At 72.7% G+C, this 17,998-nt stretch carries 15 protein-coding genes; 6 read left to right on the top strand and 9 right to left on the bottom strand.

Annotated elements, in window-relative coordinates; all coding sequences use genetic code 11:
• Positions 1-5: 5 nt before the first annotated feature.
• The 3 genes from JNW98_RS07740 to JNW98_RS07730 form a co-directional block, all read right to left on the bottom strand.
• On the bottom strand, positions 6-1,856 hold the full coding sequence (locus JNW98_RS07740) for a M64 family metallopeptidase (protein WP_223767341.1): 1,851 nt from the start codon (positions 1,854-1,856) through the stop codon (positions 6-8).
• 1 nt (position 1,857) lies between these two features.
• Positions 1,858-2,388: a hypothetical protein gene (locus JNW98_RS07735; RefSeq protein WP_223767340.1), complete on the bottom strand. Its 531-nt coding sequence runs from the start codon at positions 2,386-2,388 to the stop codon at positions 1,858-1,860.
• Positions 2,389-2,801: 413 nt separating this feature from the next.
• Complete coding sequence (locus JNW98_RS07730) at positions 2,802-3,821, bottom strand: SDR family oxidoreductase (protein ID WP_372459185.1); 1,020 nt, start codon at positions 3,819-3,821, stop codon at positions 2,802-2,804.
• Between the two features lie 65 nt (positions 3,822-3,886).
• Here JNW98_RS07730 and JNW98_RS07725 point away from each other — a divergent pair, with 65 nt between their 5' ends.
• Entirely contained in the window at positions 3,887-4,708 is an 822-nt protein-coding gene (locus JNW98_RS07725; protein WP_223767339.1) for a polysaccharide deacetylase family protein, read from the top strand.
• Here JNW98_RS07725 and JNW98_RS07720 read toward each other — a convergent pair.
• The 5 genes from JNW98_RS07720 to JNW98_RS07700 form a co-directional block, all read right to left on the bottom strand.
• Complete coding sequence (locus tag JNW98_RS07720) at positions 4,626-5,570, bottom strand: LysR family transcriptional regulator (protein ID WP_223767338.1); 945 nt, start codon at positions 5,568-5,570, stop codon at positions 4,626-4,628. The genes JNW98_RS07725 and JNW98_RS07720 overlap by 83 nt on opposite strands.
• A 654-nt stretch (positions 5,571-6,224) precedes the next feature.
• Positions 6,225-6,791 (bottom strand): GNAT family N-acetyltransferase, encoded by a 567-nt coding sequence (locus JNW98_RS07715; protein WP_223767337.1) that lies wholly within the window; start codon positions 6,789-6,791, stop codon positions 6,225-6,227.
• A gap of 283 nt (positions 6,792-7,074) precedes the next feature.
• Positions 7,075-8,589 (bottom strand): M28 family metallopeptidase, encoded by a 1,515-nt coding sequence (locus JNW98_RS07710; protein ID WP_223767336.1) that lies wholly within the window; start codon positions 8,587-8,589, stop codon positions 7,075-7,077.
• A 212-nt stretch (positions 8,590-8,801) separates the two neighbouring features.
• Positions 8,802-9,836 (bottom strand): trypsin-like serine peptidase, encoded by a 1,035-nt coding sequence (locus tag JNW98_RS07705; RefSeq protein ID WP_223767335.1) that lies wholly within the window; start codon positions 9,834-9,836, stop codon positions 8,802-8,804.
• 231 nt (positions 9,837-10,067) lie between these two features.
• Positions 10,068-11,978 carry a hydroxysqualene dehydroxylase gene (locus tag JNW98_RS07700; RefSeq protein ID WP_223767334.1) on the bottom strand — a complete coding sequence of 637 codons (1,911 nt, stop codon included), beginning with the start codon at positions 11,976-11,978 and terminating at the stop codon, positions 10,068-10,070.
• A 239-nt stretch (positions 11,979-12,217) separates the two neighbouring features.
• Here JNW98_RS07700 and JNW98_RS07695 point away from each other — a divergent pair, with 239 nt between their 5' ends.
• Both JNW98_RS07695 and JNW98_RS07690 read left to right on the top strand, forming a co-directional pair.
• Positions 12,218-13,225 carry an ArsR/SmtB family transcription factor gene (locus tag JNW98_RS07695; RefSeq protein WP_223767333.1) on the top strand — a complete coding sequence of 336 codons (1,008 nt, stop codon included), beginning with the start codon at positions 12,218-12,220 and terminating at the stop codon, positions 13,223-13,225.
• A gap of 161 nt (positions 13,226-13,386) precedes the next feature.
• A complete protein-coding gene (locus JNW98_RS07690; RefSeq protein WP_223767332.1) occupies positions 13,387-14,136 on the top strand; it encodes a serine hydrolase in 750 nt (249 codons plus the stop codon).
• A gap of 106 nt (positions 14,137-14,242) precedes the next feature.
• Here the strand turns inward: JNW98_RS07690 and JNW98_RS07685 are convergent, their stop codons facing one another.
• On the bottom strand, positions 14,243-14,581 hold the full coding sequence (locus JNW98_RS07685; RefSeq protein ID WP_223767331.1) for a sigma-70 family RNA polymerase sigma factor family protein: 339 nt from the start codon (positions 14,579-14,581) through the stop codon (positions 14,243-14,245).
• A 16-nt stretch (positions 14,582-14,597) separates the two neighbouring features.
• On the opposite strand from JNW98_RS07685, the gene JNW98_RS07680 reads away from it, so the two are divergent.
• The 3 genes from JNW98_RS07680 (at position 14,598) to dnaB (ending at position 17,717) form a co-directional block, all read left to right on the top strand.
• Positions 14,598-14,792 carry a DciA family protein gene (locus JNW98_RS07680; protein WP_223767330.1) on the top strand — a complete coding sequence of 65 codons (195 nt, stop codon included), beginning with the start codon at positions 14,598-14,600 and terminating at the stop codon, positions 14,790-14,792.
• 784 nt (positions 14,793-15,576) lie between these two features.
• Positions 15,577-16,317, top strand: a complete 741-nt coding sequence (locus tag JNW98_RS07675) for a DciA family protein (RefSeq protein ID WP_223767329.1) — start codon at positions 15,577-15,579, stop codon at positions 16,315-16,317.
• A 53-nt stretch (positions 16,318-16,370) separates the two neighbouring features.
• On the top strand, positions 16,371-17,717 hold the full coding sequence (dnaB, locus tag JNW98_RS07670) for a replicative DNA helicase (protein WP_223767328.1): 1,347 nt from the start codon (positions 16,371-16,373) through the stop codon (positions 17,715-17,717).
• Positions 17,718-17,998: the final 281 nt, after the last annotated feature.

The following is a 17,998-nucleotide window of genomic DNA, read 5'->3' as shown; positions in this document are numbered from 1 at the left end:
GGGCTTCAGATGGAGAACGCCCCGTGGTCGTACCAGCCCATGCCCGTGGTCTGGTCCCACCAGGTGCTCCAGATTTTGCCGTCTGCTCCGGCCCAGAAGACGTCCATGTGGTTGGGGTTTCGGGCGACGACGGTGATGCCGGTGCCGGGTGTGGCGGGGACGGGGAAGGTGGTGGCGATGGGGAAGGGGTTGTGGTTGTACCAGCCCATGCCGTTGGTGAGGTCCCACCAGGTGCTCCAGATTTTGCCGTCCGTTCCGGCCCAGAAGACGTCCATGTGGTTGGGGTTTCGGGCGACGACGGTGATGCCGGTGCCGGGTGTGGCGGGGACGGGGAAGGTGGTGGCGATGGGGAAGGGGTTGTGGTTGTACCAGCCCATGCCGTTGGTGAGGTCCCACCAGGTGCTCCAGATTTTGCCGTCTGCTCCGGCCCAGAAGACGTCCATGTGGTTGGGGTTTCGGGCGACGACGGTGATACCGGTGCCGGGTGCGGCGGGGACGGGGAAGGAGGCGGCGATGGGGAACATGCCGTGGTCGTACCAGCCCATCCCCTGGTTCAGGTCCCACCAGTTGCTCCAGACCTGCCCGTCGGTGCCGGTCCAGAAGACGTCCATGTGGTTGGAGTTCCGGGCGACCGTGGCGATGCCGGTGCCGGGTGCGGCGGGGACCGGGAAGTCGCGGCCGATGGGGAAGGGGTTGTGGTCGAACCAGCCCATGCCCGTGGCCTGGTCCCACCAGGTGCTCCAGATCTTGCCGTCCAGTCCGGCCCAGAAGGCATCCATGTGACCGGGGTTCCGGGCGACCGTGGCGATCCCGGTGTCATGGGCCGCCGGCGACGGGAAGCTGCCGGCGATGGGGAAGGAGTTGTGGTCGTGCCAGCCCATGCCCGTGGTCTGGTCCCACCAGTTGCTCCAGACCTTCCCGTCGTTCCTCACCCAGAAGACGTCCATGTGCCCCGAGGACCGGGCCACGGTCGACACCTCGCCGACGGGCAGCCGCGGCAGCAGGGTCTGCCGGATCCGGCGCTGGCACACCGCGCAGAACGGCTGGCCCAGCACCCGCATCCGGCAGTTGTACTGCGGCCGGAACGCCGCGCAGTGGTAGTAGTGGGCCCCTTCGAACGCGCCGACCGTCGCCGCGCCGACCGGGTTGGGCTGCGGGTCGCACACCGAGCAGTTGGCGTTCTTGGTCGTCGGCATCGCGGTGGCGGGCGCGACGAGGTCCCGCCACTTGTTCGTCGCGTGGTTGGCGTCGATGGTGACGTTCGGCTCCGCCGGCTCGACGGCCGGGTGGACGTTGCGGTTGGTGTCGACGCCGCAGCCGAGGTAGTACTCGTACTCGTCCGCGAGGCCGAACGCGGAGTGGCCCATCTCGTGCAGGCCGATCTCGTTGGCGTTCGGCGCGAGGGAGAACACCGCGACCGAAGGCCCGCCGGAGCCGCCGTACACCGTGGAGTTGACGATCACCAGGATCATGTGCCACCCGGGCACCTGCTGCCCGGCCACCGCCAGGGCGGTGCTGCTGTTGACCGTCAGCAGCCGGCGCGTCCCGTTGTTGCAAAACGCCGCGTCGAAGTAGGTGTTGGGCGCCGCCCCGGTACCGCCGCAGGCCGTCGGGTCGTCCGCGCCGCTGTCGTTCGACCGGACGTCCACCCGGTACACGTTGATCGCGGCGCGCAGCGCGGTGAACGGCGCGGTGGCGAAGAGGGTGTTGACGAAGCTCTGCGCGTTGGTGGCGAACTGGCCCAGCTCGGTGCTGCGGTAGCCGTCGCCCATGATGACCAGGTTCCAGCGGGCGTTCGCCGGACCGTTGTCGACGATTTTGGTGGTGCCGACGACGGCACCGTCCCCCGTACCCATCTCAATGGCCCCCCTCGTCCGGCTCTTCCGTCTCGTCTGCGTCGTTCGCCGCGTCCGCCTCGTCTTCGTCCTCGCGCAGGGCGAAGCGCGCCACCTCCGCCGCGGGGGCCACGGTCGGCCCCGGGGCGAGCGGGCTGCTCACCAGCGCGACGTGGTCGGCGTCCGCGAGCTCGGGGACCAGCACCGCGAAGGCCCCCTTCGGCTCGTCCACCGGAACCCGGGCGAGCGAACGGTCCGGATCGTCGGAGAACACCTCGGCGTCGTACCGCACCGGCGGGTGCATGACGCGCCGGTAGAGCGGCTGCTGCCGGGCGTCGCGGAGCTCCACCCAGAAGCCCTTGACGCCGGGCCGCTCGTCGGTGGCGTCGGAGCCGGCCGGACCGGTCGTCTCGGAGAGGTCGTCAGTGGGCGGAGGGGCCGCGTCCACCCGCTGCCGGGAGACGAGCCGGATGTCCGGCCCCTCGTACTCGAAGATCAGCCGGACGGCGGCCGCGCCGGCCGGTCCGGAACCGGTGTGCTGTTCGGATGTCACGGTCGTCCATCCCCATTTCCAGGGCTCTCGGGGTCGCCGGGGCATGCGGAGCGCGGGCCCACGGCACGGCCAGACGAAGGGAAGGAGGCCCTCGGGAAGGGGGGACGGAGACCCGTCGGCTCTTCGGGAAGGCGCGGGCCCGTCCTCGACCGGACGGGCGCGGGGCGGGACAGGCGGACCATGCGCGGGAGAACGGAGGGCGGGGGACCGGCCGCGTCGCACGGCCCGCACCCGGCCCGCGCACCGCTCACGCCCCGGCGGTGCCGTCCGACGTTTACGCGGCGCCGCCACTCGTCATGGTGAGGGCGCTCGGGCACCCGCGCAATACCCCCGAACGGGTGATGCGTGGCGGGTGGGAGGGGCGGCGGAACCGGGTTCACGGCCCCGGCCTTCCGGGTCGTCCGGGCGCCTGTTCAACGCCGGCCGCGCCGCAGCCCGCCGACCGCTCCCACCCCCGCCGCCAGCGCGGCCAGCGCCAGGGCGCCGCGGTGGCGGGAGGCCCACGGCTGGGCGGCGTGGACGACCGTCTTGTCGTCGAAGAGGCCGTGGGCGCCGAAGTCGTGGCCTTCCTCGCCGTCCTCCGCGTGCCAGAGGTTGACGGGCAGGCCCTCCTCCGACGGTACGGATGTCTGCTGGGCGGAGAAGCCGGTCCTGGCGAGGTAGCGGTCCAGCAGTCCGGGCGCCACCGCGTTCGCGAGCAGGGTGCCGACGGTGCTGCCGCCGATCCAGTACTCGCGCCGGCGCGGGTGGTCGGCCGCGTACACGATGGCGCGGGCGGCGACCTCCGGCTGGTAGATCGGCGGTACGGGCTGGGGGCGGCGCGGCATCCGCGACAGCGCCCAGCGGAACTGCGGCGTGTTGACGGCCGGCAGCTGGACCATCGTCGTCCGCACCCTGCTGCCCTCGTGCAGCAGCTCGCAGCGCAGCGACTCGTTCATGCCCTGGATGGCGTGCTTGGCCCCGCAGTAGGCCGACTGGAGGGGGATGCCGCGGTACGCGAGGGCCGAGCCGACCTGCACGATCGTGCCGTGGTCGCGGGGCAGCATGCGGGACAGGGCGGCCTGGGTCCCGTACACGTACCCCAGATAGGTGACCTCGGTCGTCCGCCGGAACTCGTCGGGCTGGATCTCGACGAAGGGCGCGAAGACGGTGGCGAAGGCGTTGTTGACCCAGACGTCGACCGGGCCGAACTCCTCCTCCACCCGGTTCGCCGCCTCGCGGACGGCGTGCGCGTCCGCCATGTCCACGGGGATCGCGAGCGCTCGTCCGCCCGCCTTGCCGACCTCCTCGGCGGCGGCGTCGAGCCCCTTCCTGCCCCGCGCCAGCAGGGCGACGCTGTCCCCGCGCGCGGCGAACGCCCGGGCGGTCGCCCGCCCGACTCCGCCGCTCGCTCCGGTCACGACGACGACTTTCGGCCTCCTGCGGATGTTCACGGCCGCCGGGTACCCGGCCGGGCGGGCGGCAAACGGGCACCGGCGCGGTCCGGCATGCTCGGCGTATGCGAAACCACCGCGCACTGCTGCCCGCCGTGCTGCTGCTCGTCCTCGTCGCGCTGCCCGGCGCCGCCCTGCCGCGACCACCGGCCGCCAGCGCGTCCGTGACCGCGTCCATGACCGCGTCCGCGTCCGCGAGCGCGTCCGTGACCGCGGCCGAGGAAGCGGGATCAGTGGACCGGCTCTACGGCTCCGAGAACCGCACCTTCCCGACGACGCGCCGCGAGGTGGCCCTCACCTTCAACGCGGCCTGGGACGAGGCCGGCCTGGCGGACGTCCTGCGCACCCTCGACCGGAACCGGGCGCCCGCCGTCTTCTTCCCCACCGGCCGGTTCGCCGAGCGCCACCCCGACGCCGTACGGGCGATGGCCCGGCAGCACGGCGTCGGCAGCCACTCGCACAACCACCCGCACTTCTCCCGCCTCACCCGCGCGGAGACGGAGGAGGAGGTGACGGCCGCCGACCGCGCCCTCCGCGCCACAGGGACCGTCCCGCTGCCCTTCTTCCGCTTCCCCTACGGCGAGACCACCCCGCAGGCGATCGCCCACGTCAACTCCCTCGGCCTCGCCGACATCGAGTGGACCACCGACACCAAGGGCTACCTCGGCACCCCCGGCGGCATGAGCATCCAGCAGGCGGTGAAGCGCGTCGCCGACGTCCTCCGGCCCGGCGCCGTCATCCAGATGCACGTCGGCTCGGCCGACGGCTCGGGCGAGGTCCTGGACGCCGAAGCGCTGCCGCAGATCATCGACTTGGTGCGGGCTCGGGGGTACGAGATCGCCGATCTGCGGGGGCTGCTGCGGGGTGGCGAGGAGCGACCTCGTTGAGGGCCCGGAGGAACGCCCGGACGAGGGGACCGCTGCCGGCGCGGGGCCAGATCGGGGCGTACTCGATGTGCGGGCGGTGGGGGGAGGGCAGCCAGACGATGTCGGGACGGGCGTAGTACCGCTCGGCGCGTGCGGAACCGAAGGTGACGCCCTTGCCGGCGCCGACCATGGCCAGCGCCTCCTGCCAGTTGTCGGCCACGAGGTGCGGGATGGGCCGGCCCGAGGGGGTGTGGCGGGGGCCGTGGTAGTCCAGCCAGTACGCGGGGATGTCCCCGGCGTAGGTGATGAGGTTCGTGTCGGCCAGGTCTTCCGACGTCATGGCCCCCGCGCGGGCGACCGGGTGCCGGTGGTGGACCAGGACCACGCGGTCCTCGGTGATGAGCGCGGGGCCGACCACCAGGTCGTCCTCCCGCACGGGGAGTTCGGTGACCTGCAGGTGCACCTGGCCGCTGCGGATCGGCCCGAGGGGGTCGGAGAGCCGGATCTCCCGGATCCGGACCTCGGCGTGGGGATGCAGGGCGGTGAGCCGGTCGGCGGCCTTGAGGACGAGCTCGGCCACCATGGCGCTGGAGTACCCCACCCGCAGCACGTCACGCGTCCCCCGCGCGGCGGCCGCCGCCTCGGCGAGCGCCCGCTGCACCTGCTGGTAGGCGGGCAACAGGTCGTCCCGCAGCTTCTCGCCCACCGGGGTCAGACTCACCTTGCGGCTCGTGCGCTCGAACAGCGGCGCGCCGATGCGCCGCTCCAGCTTCCGGATGGTCTGACTCACCCGCCCCTGAGCCAGCCCCAGCCGCTCCGAGGTGCGCCGGAAGTGAAGTTCCTCGGCCAGCGTCAGGAACGCCTCCATCTCATGCCGTTCCACCGTCGGCCCCTCCCTGTCCGTTCCCTGTCCGTTCATTGGTGAGTGTGGCGCACCGATCGTAGGTGATCTTGGCATTGATCATCATTTCGCGGGCGGGGACAGTGGACACGAGCCGCTTGAGGAATGGCACGGCCCCCGTCCGTGCCATTCCTCGGGTTCTTCGAGTGCCGATCGGAGGGGACGGCACTCGAAGCGGAACCCGGGCGGCTCGTCCGTCGCGCTTCGCGGGACGGAAACCTGTGCAGACGCCCCGGCCGCGTGGCCGATGGCGTCTACGGAAAGCGACAAAGGGGGAAAGAATGAGGGGGAAACAGCGCGTGCAGTGGCTTCTGCCAGCGTACTTAAGACCTTGAGACGTTCCGACGCGATGACGGCGTGCACCGCGGCCCGGACGGGACGGTAGGACGTTCCTCCGGTCGCCGCTGATGCCGAAGGGGTGAACGGTGACCGGAGCCGGACGGTTCCGGAGAACGTTCACGGCATCACGGCGCACCACGGCGCACGCATCCTGGGACGGTTACACACGAGCGATGGGGGTCGCCCGGTGGAGCAGGGGGGAGCCGTCCCGGAAGCCGACACCTGAGGCCGCCGCATGTCCGGCGGCCTCAGGCGAGCGTCGTCCGACAGCGCGCGTGGGCGGGCCGGGAGCGGTCGTCAGCGGACGGGGAACCCCGCCGGCGCCCGCCATTCGTGTTCCAGGACCGCGTGGACGACGGAGTCGCGCCACGCGCCGTCCACGAAGAACTGCTCCCGTACCCGGCCCTCCTCCGCCAGCCCCGCCTTCGACAGCGTCCTGCCCGACGCGACGTTGGACGGGGAGCGGGTGGCCCAGATCCGGTGCAGGCCCAGGTGCCGGAAGCCGAGCGCGCAGAGCAGGTGGACCGTTTCGGTGCCCAGGCCGGCGCCCCAGGTGTCGGGGCGGAGCATGAAGCCGATGGTGGCGGCCTTCTCCGAGAACGGGTCCAGGTCCAGGTCGGCCCGCCCGATCAGCCGGCCGTCGGCCGCGCGGACCACACCGAGCATGTAGACGCTACGCGGTACCGCACCCGCGTGGGCCACCGCGCGCGAGATCGAGTCCGCGACCTCGTCCCGGCTCTGCGCCCGGCCCTTCATATGGCGCGCGACGTCGGCGTGGCCCTGGACGGCGTGGAGCGCGTCGAGGTCGGTGCGGCGGATCTCGCGGAGGCGGAGCCGGGCGCCGGTGACGGTGATCGGGTGCATGGGGGAAAGGTAGCGGCGGGCGGCCGCCGATTCTCCTCCATTTCCGCAGCCCGTCCGTGTGGTGCCGACCGCATGACCGACCCGCTCACACGGCGGCCTTGGACCGCGCCATCTCCCGGGCCCGCGCGGCCGGTTCCCGCGCAGCACGCGAACGCGCCTGAGCGCGATCCGGCGCCGCAGCATCGCGAAGTGGTCGAACGGGCCATCGCCCGGCGCAAGGCCGAGATGTCCTGAAGGCCGTGGGAGGCCGGCCTCGGGCGAGGCCGGCCTCCTCACTGCGGCATCAGCCGCGGGTGCCCCCGCCCAGCGAGCTCAGGTCGTGGGCGTAGATGCCGACCGCGTGGGCGATGACGTCGATGTTGGTGTCGAAGGCCTTGAGGTCGAGGTTCGCGAGGGTGTCGCCCTTGCCGTGGTAGTTGGGGTCGTACGGGGCGCCGGCCTTGCCGCCGAACTTGGCCGCCTGCTCCGGGGACTTGATGCCCTCGGCGCCGGTGAAGGTGCCGCCCGCGGGAATGCCGGTGGCGATGAACGGGCCGTAGTCGGAGCGGCCGTCGAAGTCGGTGCCCTCGTGCGGCTTGCCCTTGCGGTCGAGGTAGCCGTTGATCAGCTGCTCGATCTCGGCCGAACCCTTGGGGCCGGCGCCGGAGCCCTTGTGGTCCGAGTCGTCGCCGTCGTAGACGAGCTGGGCCGGGTTGGGCGAGGCGATCATGTCGAAGTTGAGGTAGAGGGCGATCTTCTTGCGCTCGGCCTCGGAGAGCTGCGCCACGTAGTGCTCGGACCCGAGCAACCCCAGCTCCTCACCCGACCACCACGCGAAGCGGACCTTGTTGGTGGGCTGCTGACCGGTGTGCCGGGTGCGGTCGGCGAGCTTGAGGGCGACCTCCAGCAGGCCGGCCGAGCCGGAGCCGTTGTCGTTGATGCCCGGGCCCTCGGGGACGGAGTCGAGGTGGCTGCCGAGGGCGACGACGCGGCGCGGGTCGCCGCCGCGGGTCTCGGCGATCACGTTGGGGGTGCGCTTCTTGATGTGCTGCTGCTGGATGTTCAGGGCGACCTTGACCTCGCCCTTGGCCACCGCCGCGGCCAGCGCCTCGCCGTCGGCCAGGGAGATGCCGGCGGTGGGCACCTTGCCCTCGGCCGGGCTCCCGAACGACGGCTTCGCCACTCCGCCCGCGACGTTGTTGTAGACGATCGTGCCGACGGCACCCGCCTCCGCCGCGGCCTTCTGCTTCTCGGCGTACGTGCAGCCGCCGCGCTTCACGAGCGCGATCCGGCCGGTGAAGGCGCCCGCGGCGTAGTCGTCGGGCGTGCAGCCGGGCGTCGCGTCCACCCGGGCGGCGGCGAGGGCCGCGCGCAGGCCGTCCGGCGCGGTCGACGGGGTGTACCTCCCCGCGACGACCTTCACCTCCCGGGCGTCCGGCGAGACGACGGACAGCTTCTCGGTCAGCGTCTTCGCCTGCCAGAAGTCGAACCACTGGTACGAGACGCGGTACCCGGCCTGCCGCAGCAGCCGGTGGACGTACGCGGCCGACGCCTCGTGGCCGGGCGTGCCCGCGGCCCGGTTGCCGCCGTTCGCGTCCGCGATCCGCTGGAACGCGCGGAGGTGGCGGTACGCGCCCTTCGCCGACGCGTCCCGCTCCAGCTGTCTCGCGAGCCGCTCGGCCTTCTGGTGCTGCCGGGCCGGGCCGTCGGCGGGCCGGGCGTCGGCCGGGGCGGCGGAGAGCAGGACGGGGGTCGCGACGGCGGTGGATATGAGGGCGGCCAGTGCTGTGCGGCCACGGGGGCGACGGGGGAGACGCACGGGGTCGGGGTCCTTTCGCGTTGCGAACGGGAGGGGTTGAGCCGATCGTTCGGGGAACGAACTGGTACGGACCTTAAGGAGCTCCGGCCGGGCGACGGGAGCCCTCGCCGGCTTCCGACACAAGATCGCCACACGGCGGTCATGCCGCGCCGGGCCGCCTCGCGCAGCCGCCGCCCGCTCGGGGCGGCGGCGCGCCGCGGCGTGGCGGTGGCTCAGCCCGCCTGGGCCTGGTCGTACAGCGTCTTGGCCACGTCGCCGAAGTACGGCCCGAACATCGTGTTCGGCAGGAACGTGTAGCCGAAGCTGTTCACCGACGCCTGCAGCCCGGTGCCCGTCGTCTCGTCGAACGACGTGAACCACGGGCCGCCGCTCGACCCGCCGGTCATGTTGCAGGAGAGGCCGTGGTCCTTGGTGAGCAGGAAGTCCTTCGACGTGTTCCCGCTGCAGTAGATCAGCTTCGTCCCGTCGTACGGCGAGGCCGCCGGGAAGCCGAAGGAGTACATGCGCTTGTTGTAGCCGCCGTTGAAGTCGAGCCCCTGGCCGCCGACGACGTCCGTGAGCCGCTTGCCGTCGAGCGGGCCGACGACGGCGGCGCCGATGTCGTTGTTCATGTCCTCGCTCGCCGTCCACTGCGGGGTGGAGAGCGTCTTGGTCGCCGCCCAGGTGCCGTAGGGCGTCTGGCCGTCGTGGTAGCCGGGGACGAACGTCCAGTTGGTGTGCCAGTTGCCCTGGTACTTGACGCAGTGTCCGGCGGTGATGACGGTGCTCTTGTTGCCGCTGGTGACCGCGTCGCCGGAGCAGGACGCCGTGCGGCCCTGCATGGTGAAGAACACCCGGCCGGACGTCTTGACCACCGCGCCGCCGCCCGTCCAGGGGCCGCCGGCCTGCGGGAAGGAGCGGACGGCGGTCGTGGGGGCCGGGGTGGCCGGGGCGGTGGTGGCCGGTGCGGCGGTGGGGGCCACGGTGGTGTGCCGGCCGGCGGACGGTGCGGGGGCGGTGGCCGGTACGGGAGCGGTGCGGTCGGCGCTGATGTCGAGCGGGGTGGCCGAGCGCATCCGCTCGGGCGTCCAGAAGGCGGCGGCCTGCTGCCGCGCCTCCGCCGTGGTCGCGAGGGTGTGCTCGGTGTCCGGCGGGGGCGCGGCACCTGCGGCGCCGGTCCCGAGGCCGGGGACGGCCAGGGAACAGGCGGCCAGCAGGGTGCCCGTGGCGATGGCGGTCGTGTGGGGGTGTCGTCGGTGTCGTCTCACGCGTACTCCCTCTGCCGTGGCCGGCGCGCGGTGGGCGCGGGCCGTGTGGGGGCCGGGCCGGGAATGCGGCCCGGGCAGACGAGCGGTGCGGTTCGACGTGCGTCGGACAGCGTGCCACGGGCGCGGGCGCTTTGACAGGGGCGCGTCAAGTCAAAGCCGCGTCCGCGTCAAGTCGAAGCCGCGTCGCGGGACGGCCGCCGCCCAGCCCGGATCGGACTAGCCCGGATCCGACTAGCCCAGATCGAACGCGTTCGGCAGCCCCAGCCGCAGCCGCACCTCGTCCCGCCGCTTGACCGCCTCCAGCTCCGGCGCCCGGTAGAGCGGTGTGACGGCGCAGCGCTTCGCCGCCGAACCGTCCGCGTCCAGCAGCGCGTTCACCGCAGCCCGCGCCGATGCGTTGGCGCCCTCCATTGTCGCCAGGTCGATGTCCGTGGCCACGTAGTCCCCGGCGAGGAAGAGGTTGGGGATCGCCGTCCGGGCCTCCGGGCGATTGCCCCAGGTGCCCACGGGGTGGATGAGGAGCTGCTCGTCGTTGGTGGCCTCGCCGTTCGGGCCGCCGAGGCGGACCGCCGGGTCCAGGAACCAGGAGTGCAGCGCCGAGTCCCTCAGCACCGTCCGTCCGGTGTCGTTCAGACCCGCCTTCAGCTGCGCCCACACCTCGCGCGCCACCTCCTCGCGGGTGCACTGCTTGGCCGTCCGGCCGTAGAGGATGCCCGGCTTGTCCCACTCCGAGACGTCGCAGGACAGGCAGTCGGCGACCGTCCCGTCCCCGTAGTCCCGCCGGACGTCCCGGCCCGGCCAGAACTGCGCCTGCGCCACGGACGTGATCGACCAGGGGGAGTCGATGTGGTTGACGTGCCCGTGGATCACCGGCGTCGGTTCGGTGAGGTAGAACTGGATCCCCGTCATCCAGTCCGTCCGGAGCGCGTCGCAGCGCGCCAGCCGCGGATCGGCCGCCCGCACCTCCGCGTTCCAGGTGGTGCGGGCGTGCTCGACGGGCATGGCGGAGACGACGTGGTCGGCGGCGACGGTCCGGCGCTCGCCCCGCGCGTCCGCGAGCACCGCCTCGGCGATCCGTCCGCCGGCGAGCCGCAGGTCCCGCACCTCCCAGCCGGTGCGGAACTCCACGCCCAGGGAGGTCAGATACGTCACCCACGGGTCGATCCACGCCTCGTTGGTCGGGGCGTTGAGCAGCCGGTCGGGCGGGCCGTCCGCGCCCCGGCCGAGCAGGTTGAAGACGAACGCCTCGGCGCAGGTCGCCACCGTCTTGGTGCTCGCCACCTCGGCCTTGGTCGCGACGATGTTCCGGGTCAGGCCGACGCACAGCAGCCGCTGGTAGTCCGTCGACATGCGCGCCGCGCGCGTGAACTCCCACCACGGCGTGCGCTCCCACTCCGTGCGCCGCCGGCGCTCGCAGCTGGTGAACCAGACCAGCAACCGGCCCGCGAAATAGGCGATCTCGTGCGGCGGGACGCTGGTGAAGGTCTCCAGCAGGGCCGTCAGCGCGCGCCGCAGCTCGTCCGGGGTGAGGACGCGCGGCGGGGTGCCGGGGTTGGCGAACGGGAGCCGGATGTCCTCCTTGCCGGTGCGGGCGATCAGCATCTCGCCGGGGGAGAGGAGGTTGTCGTGGCAGCCGTCGCGGTTGCCGGGGAACGGGATGCGGCGCAGGGTGTCGGGCAGGTTGTGGTAGATCCCGGGGATGAAGCGGAAGCCGTGCTCCCCGGGCAGGGGTCTCCGCCCGCCGCGCGCGCTGCCCGGTACGTCCATGCTGCGCGCCTTGCCGCCGAGCGCGTCCTTGCGCTCGTACACCGTCACGCGGTAGCCGCGCTCGGCCAGTTCGTGCGCGGCGGTGAGGCCGGCGACGCCGCCGCCGAGCACGGCGACGGTCCGGGCGAGGGACCGCCGGGGGGTGTGGCCCTGGGGCGAGGGGGCCGGGGCCGGGGTTGCGGAAGGGGTCGCGGCCCGCGCCGTTCCGCCGAGGGCGGACGCCGCGACGGCGGCTGTGACCGCGGCGGTGACGCCTCCGACGAACGTCCTGCGCGTGCTGCCGTCGCGCGCCGCCCCTGCCTCCGTTCCTGCCTCCGTTCCTGTCCCCGCCCCTGCCTCCGTGCCCGCCTCCGTGATCCGTTGCGTCCGTTCCATCCGCTCGACCATGGGAATCGCAACCCCCTACCGCCGGTAACCATCGTGTGGCGCAGGAGCATAAGGGCGCCCCTCCCCTCCCGACCCCGGCCGGACGTCAACCGCCGTCGGTCCACGGCAGGATGGCCGGAACCCACCGTCGGGGTGATTGAAAGGTTCCGCCGGCCGCCGGGACCATGGAGACGGACCGGCGAGGACGGGCGGCGGGTGCCCGGGGAGCCGGGCAGGAGGCAAGGTCTGTGGGACTGCGGATCCATTTCGGCAGCGACGACGTCGTCCGCACGCGGCTGGCGCAGACGCCCGACCCGATGTGGGAGGTGCTGCTGAGCCTGCACATGCTCCAGACCACCGACGGGCCGCTCGTGTTCGACCAGTGGCGCCGCGACGTCCGGGGCCGGCTCGACCCCGGCGCACGGCGCCTGCTGGCGCTGGCCCCGCCGCGCGGCTACTCGCCGGACTTCCTCACCCCGGCGGCCGGCGCGGGCGGCCTCGAACTCGGCGTCAGCGCCCTGATGTCCACCCCGCGCGGCCGGCTGCGCGACGACCTCACGCAGTTCGCCGTCTCCCAAGGGCACACCGCGCCCTGGATGCGCGGGATCGCCGACGGTGACCTGGACGCGCTCAAGGGGCTCGGCGAGGCCGTCCGGTCGTACTACCGGGTGGCGCTCGCGCCCCACTGGTCACGGGTACGCGCCGAGGTCACCGCCGATCTCGCCGCGCGCGGCCGGATGACGCGGACCGTCGCCGACCTGCCGTCCGGCGCCTTCGACCACCTCCTGCGGACCCTGCACCCCACTCTGGAGTGGTCCCCGCCGGTGCTGATCATGCACGGCCCGCACGTCGAGGGGGACCTGTACCTCGACGGACGCGGGCTGCTCCTCCTCCCGTCCTTCTTCTGCTGGCGCAAGCCGACCGTGCTGCGCAGCCGCGACCTGCCACCGGTCGTCGTCTACCCGATCGAGCACACCCCGTCCCAACTGACCGTCGTACGGCAGGCGTCGGGACGGGGCCAGGGGCTCGACGCCCTGCTCGGCCGGACGCGGGCGACGCTGCTGGAGGCCGTCGCCGAGGGCGGCACCACCACGGAACTCGCCCGCACCGCCGACATCGCCGCGGCCACCGCCAGCCACCACGTCTCCGTCCTCCGCGAGGCGGGCCTGCTGATCACCCGCCGGGTCGGCGGCGCCGCCCACCACACCCTGACCCCGCTCGGCGTCCAACTCCTCAACGCCCGCCGGGTGGCGTGACCACGCCATCCGCGTGACCAGGCGGTTTCGAACCTCTTCGAATGTGGTGGCCGGTCCGTCCGCCGTACCGGAAACTGATGCCCAAGGGGGATGCGGGGGAGAGACGGGGGACCCGACGTGACAGGACGTGAGCCGTTCGGCGCCGGAGGGGCGTGCGCACGATGAGTGGGGCACGCGCCGCCGGCCCGCGGGTGCCGACGGGGGTGAGCGCGGGAGTCGTCGTGTACGACCGCGGCTCGGGCACCCGCACCGAACGGCTCGACCCGGACGCGCGGTTCCGGTCGGCGTCAGTGGTGAAGCTGCTGATCGCGCTCGACCACCTGTGGGACCGCGGCCCGGTCGACGGCCTGCCGCCGGAGGACCGCTCCCGGCTGGACGCGATGCTCGCGCGCAGCGACGACGACGCGGCCGGCCACTTCTGGGAGCGGAACGGGGGATCCGGCGTGATCACGCGCATGGTCTCCCGTCTCGGACTCACGCACACCGCCGGACCGCCGGCCGGATTCCCGGGCCACTGGGGATATTCGGCCATCACGGCGGCCGACACCGTCCGCGTCTACCGTCACCTGCTGGACGCGGCGCCGCCGCCCGTCCGCGCGGCCGTGCTGGGGCCGTTGCGGCGGGCGACCCGGCTCGGCGCCGACGGATTCGACCAGTCCTTCGGCATACCGTCCGCCTTCCCCCGCCCCTGGGCCGTGAAGCAGGGCTGGTCCGGCTACCCGTCGGCCGACCCGGGACGAGGCGAGGTCGAGGGGGTGGACCTCGGCCGTCCCGCCCTGCACACGACGGGGGTGGTGGGACCGGACGACCGCTGGATCGTCGCCGTCCTGACCCTGCACCCGCCCGGCACGCCCTACGCGGCGGCGGGCGAGACGGTGACGGGGATCGCGCGGTCGCTGCGGGTGGGGTGAGGCGCGGGCCGGACCGCCGGAGCTCCCCGCACAGCCACCCCGGCCGGCCCCCGCCCGACGGCGGCCGGCCGGGGGCCACTCCTCGACGCGTACCGTCACCACCGGTTCAGGCGGGGGCGGGCAGCCGGACCGAGGCGAGCCTGACCGGGTCGACGATGATGCGGATGCCGGTGATCCGGCCTCCGGCGACGGTGAAGGCGATGACGGAGAGCGGGGTTCCGTCGGGGCGCCAGGACATGTGGCCGGGAACGCCGTCGACCAGCACCGGCCGGTGGCGGGCGACCTCGCCGGAGAACATGCGGGCACCGGCGGCGACTTCGGTGGCGCCGAGGGTGACGACCACACCGCCGGGGGTGTCGACGGTCAGCCTCACGTCCGGGTCGAGGACGCGCCGCCGCCCTGCTTCACGTTGGCGAGACGAGCGGGAGCCCAGCGGGTTCGCCACCGTCCTCACCGGGCTGATGGCCGACCGCGCCTGGGAACTACCCGCCACCGGCGGCACCATCCTGGACCGCTGGCCCGACATCGCGGCCACCATCGCCCCGCAGCCGCCGCACCACGTCGCCGCCGTCGCCTTTCATCCGGAGACCGGACAGCTGGACCTGCGCCCCGACTCACCCGCCTACGCCACCCAGCTGCGTTTGATCACCGCATGAGTCCTCGTCGCGGTGAACAGCGCGGTCGGCACCGACGCGGTGCGCACCCTCCGGGTACTACCCGCCGGTGCCATGCCCGCGCCTCCTACGACACATCCAGCCCCGGCGACAGCGGCGATGCTCACGGAACTGACGAAGACCGGGAACACGGTCTCGCCCGGCTACCACCGCGCACTCGCTGCCCACCAGGCGGCGAAAAAATCGCCAGCGGTCGATCCGGCGATCTACGCAGCGGCGGAACGGCAGGTCAAAGGCGGCTCCGGGAACCCGAGGAGCTGTTCGGCAACAGGCAGCAGACGCTCGACGACCGGCAGGCCAAGGCCGCGCAGGACCGGACCGTAGATGGCGTTCGGGCCCGGGCACTGCGCCGGGCGCGGGCTGAGCGGTCCGGTCTGCTGCCCGTCGGGCCACTCCGGCAGCTGCGCCGGACGGCCTGATCACGCGGGTGCGCCAGGCCCTTAGGTGCGAGGCTGTGTCCAGGGCAGGCTAGGACGGCGCTCCCGGCTTTGACCGAATCCTCCGATAAGGCTGAGGTGGCCTCAGCTCCCCAACAGCGTCGCTCGGCGCCCGATGGCCCGAGTGCACCGCCCGCCGCGTTCCCGTCGCCGCCCCCTGTACCCAAGGCCCCGTCCGCCTCCACTGGCTCCTCTGCTCCTGCGGCCGACGCTACGACCGAGCCCGCCCAGCACACCGCTTGTACCATCTGCTTCGGAAGCCCTGACGAGCCGAGGGCCGGTTCATGACAGCACGCCCTGCTGGCGCGCCGGCGACCGGGAGGCCGAGGATGACCGAGCCGTTCCCGCTCCGCGGCTTTGCCCCAGCGCGGCCGGCGGGTTCGCCGGAGCCGGACCTAGCGCTGATCATGTTGCGCAACGCACGGCAGGACGCGCGGTTCCGCAGGGCCCCACGCCCCTCCACCCCCAAGCCTCGCACGGACCGGCGAGCACTCTCGGCACCCGTACCGCTGAGCGTCGTCGTTGAGCAACATGTGCTGCGGAGGGCGCGCGGCTTCCTCCCCGGCGGCGAGGTGCTCGCCCAGTGGTCCGATGCCGTCGGCCCGATCGCCCGCGGCCTGCATGCGGTGGCGCTGCTCCCGGAACGCGGCGAGTTGGTGCTCCGCGCGGTCTCACCGGCATGGGCGGCGCAAGCCCGGTTGCTCGCCCCGGCGATCGTCAAGCTGGTGAACGAGAAGCTGGGCGACCAGCAAGTCCTCGCGATCAACATCATGCCCGGATACGGGCGGCCGTCGGCCGCCGACCGCCCCGCCGCCACCGCCCTGGCGCCCGCTGATCCCACCTTCGATACTGCCGTACGCCTCGCCGTCGAGCGACAGTCCCGGACCGCAGCACGGGAACCCGCCCCCACCGCCGGCACAAGGGCGGCAGCACGACCGTTGGGCCATGGCGGCCCCGGTTCCCGGCCTGAGGCGATACGTGCTCGTGCGCTGGAACGGGCCGCGCCGAACGAGCCCGGCGCAGGTAAGCGCGACCCCGGCGAAAGCCAGGCCACGTTGCCCGGCCACTAGGCTGTACGCACACGTACCGGCCCGTTTTCCGCGGGCGCGAGGGGGAGGACCGGATGAGCCAGGATGAGGCTGAGCCGGTGCACGGCCCCCACGACGTGGCCGCGGAAAGGGCTCTGCTGCGCGCGATGCTGAACTCCACCGATGCCATCGCCGACATCGTGGAGGTGCTGCGGAGCGACGACTTCTACCGGCCCGCGCACGCCCTCATCTACGACACGATCCTCAGCCTCTACGCGAACGACGAGGCCATCAATGCGGTGTCGGTCGCGGCGCACCTGGCCAAGCACGAAGACCTCGACAGGGCAGGCGGCGCGGACTACATCGCCTTCCTCGCCACCTCGCCTTCGCGCAGCAGGGGCTGGGTGAAGGACGCTTCCCGCGTCCAGGCCCTGGCCCTGCTCCGCCGCACCAGGTCGGCCGCGATCCATATCGAGAACCTCGTCAACGAGGGATCGGCCGAGAACGCCGACCGCATCATCGAAGTGGCCCAGGCCGAGATCTTTGCCGCCACCACGCGCCGACGCGACGTGGTACCACCCCTCTACGCTCTGGGCGAGATCCTCGAAGGCACGCTCGACCAGCTCGAAGCCGCCGGCTCCCGGACCGGAGACCTCGTTGGGGTGCCCACCGGCTTCACCGACCTCGACGCGCTCACCCAAGGCCTGCACCCCGGCCACCTCGTCGTCCTCGCAGCGCGTCCCGCCATGGGCAAGTCCACCCTCGCCCTCGACTTCCTGCGGGCGGCCTCCCTCCAGCACAATCTTCCCGCCGCCCTGTTCACCCTCGAGTCCAGCCGGGACGAGATCGCCACACGCCTGCTCTCCGCCGAAGCCCGCGTCGCCCTCTTCCGCATGCGCTCCGGCTCCATGACGGACGAGGACTGGACCCGCCTGGCCCGCCGCATGCCCGACATCGCCGCCGCCCCGCTCTACATTCAGGACGGCGCCTACTCCACTCTCATGGACCTGCGCGCCCAATGCCGCCGACTGCACAGCCAGCAGGACATCCGGCTCGTCGTCATCGACGCACTGCACCTGCTCACCTACGGAACCCGGCCCTTCGCCTCCCGCTACGAAGAGATCTCCGAAATCGCCCGCTGCCTCAAGCTTTTCGCCAAGGAACTCGGCATACCGATCGTGGCCATCTCCCAGCTCAACCGCGGCCCGGAACAACGCACCGACAAGAAACCCATGCTCAGCGACCTCCGCGACTCCGGAGCCCTCGAGGACAACGCCGACACCGTCATCCTGCTGCACCGCGAAGACGCCTACGAGAAGGAGTCCCCGCGCGCTGGCGAAGCCGACCTGATCGTCGCCAAACACCGCAATGGCCCCACCGCCACCATCACGGTCGCCTTCCAGGGCCACTACTCACGCTTTGTGGACATGGCGCAGACGTAGCGGGGCTCGGCCGCTCAGAGGGCAAAGCTTTGCGATTCACGAAGGTCAGCCGGGAAGTTCTACGGAGGCTCCGCACGGAACGAACAGCACCTCTCTGCGGCAACAGCAGGCTTGAACATGGGGTCGAGCAGGTCGTCGTCCCGGGACAGCTCTACGCGGTGAGCAGGGCAGCGAGCACAGCCGCCTCCCGCTGGGCCTGGCCATCGGTGGGGAGGGATGAGGGCGGTGTGCACGGCGGTCTCGGTGCGGGCGAGCTGATGCGGCACGCCGGTGGCGAGGGC

This window comes from Streptomyces huiliensis, from assembly GCF_020037025.1.
GTDB lineage: Bacteria > Actinomycetota > Actinomycetes > Streptomycetales > Streptomycetaceae > Streptomyces > Streptomyces huiliensis.
This window is presented reverse-complemented; position numbering and strand designations above follow the sequence as displayed.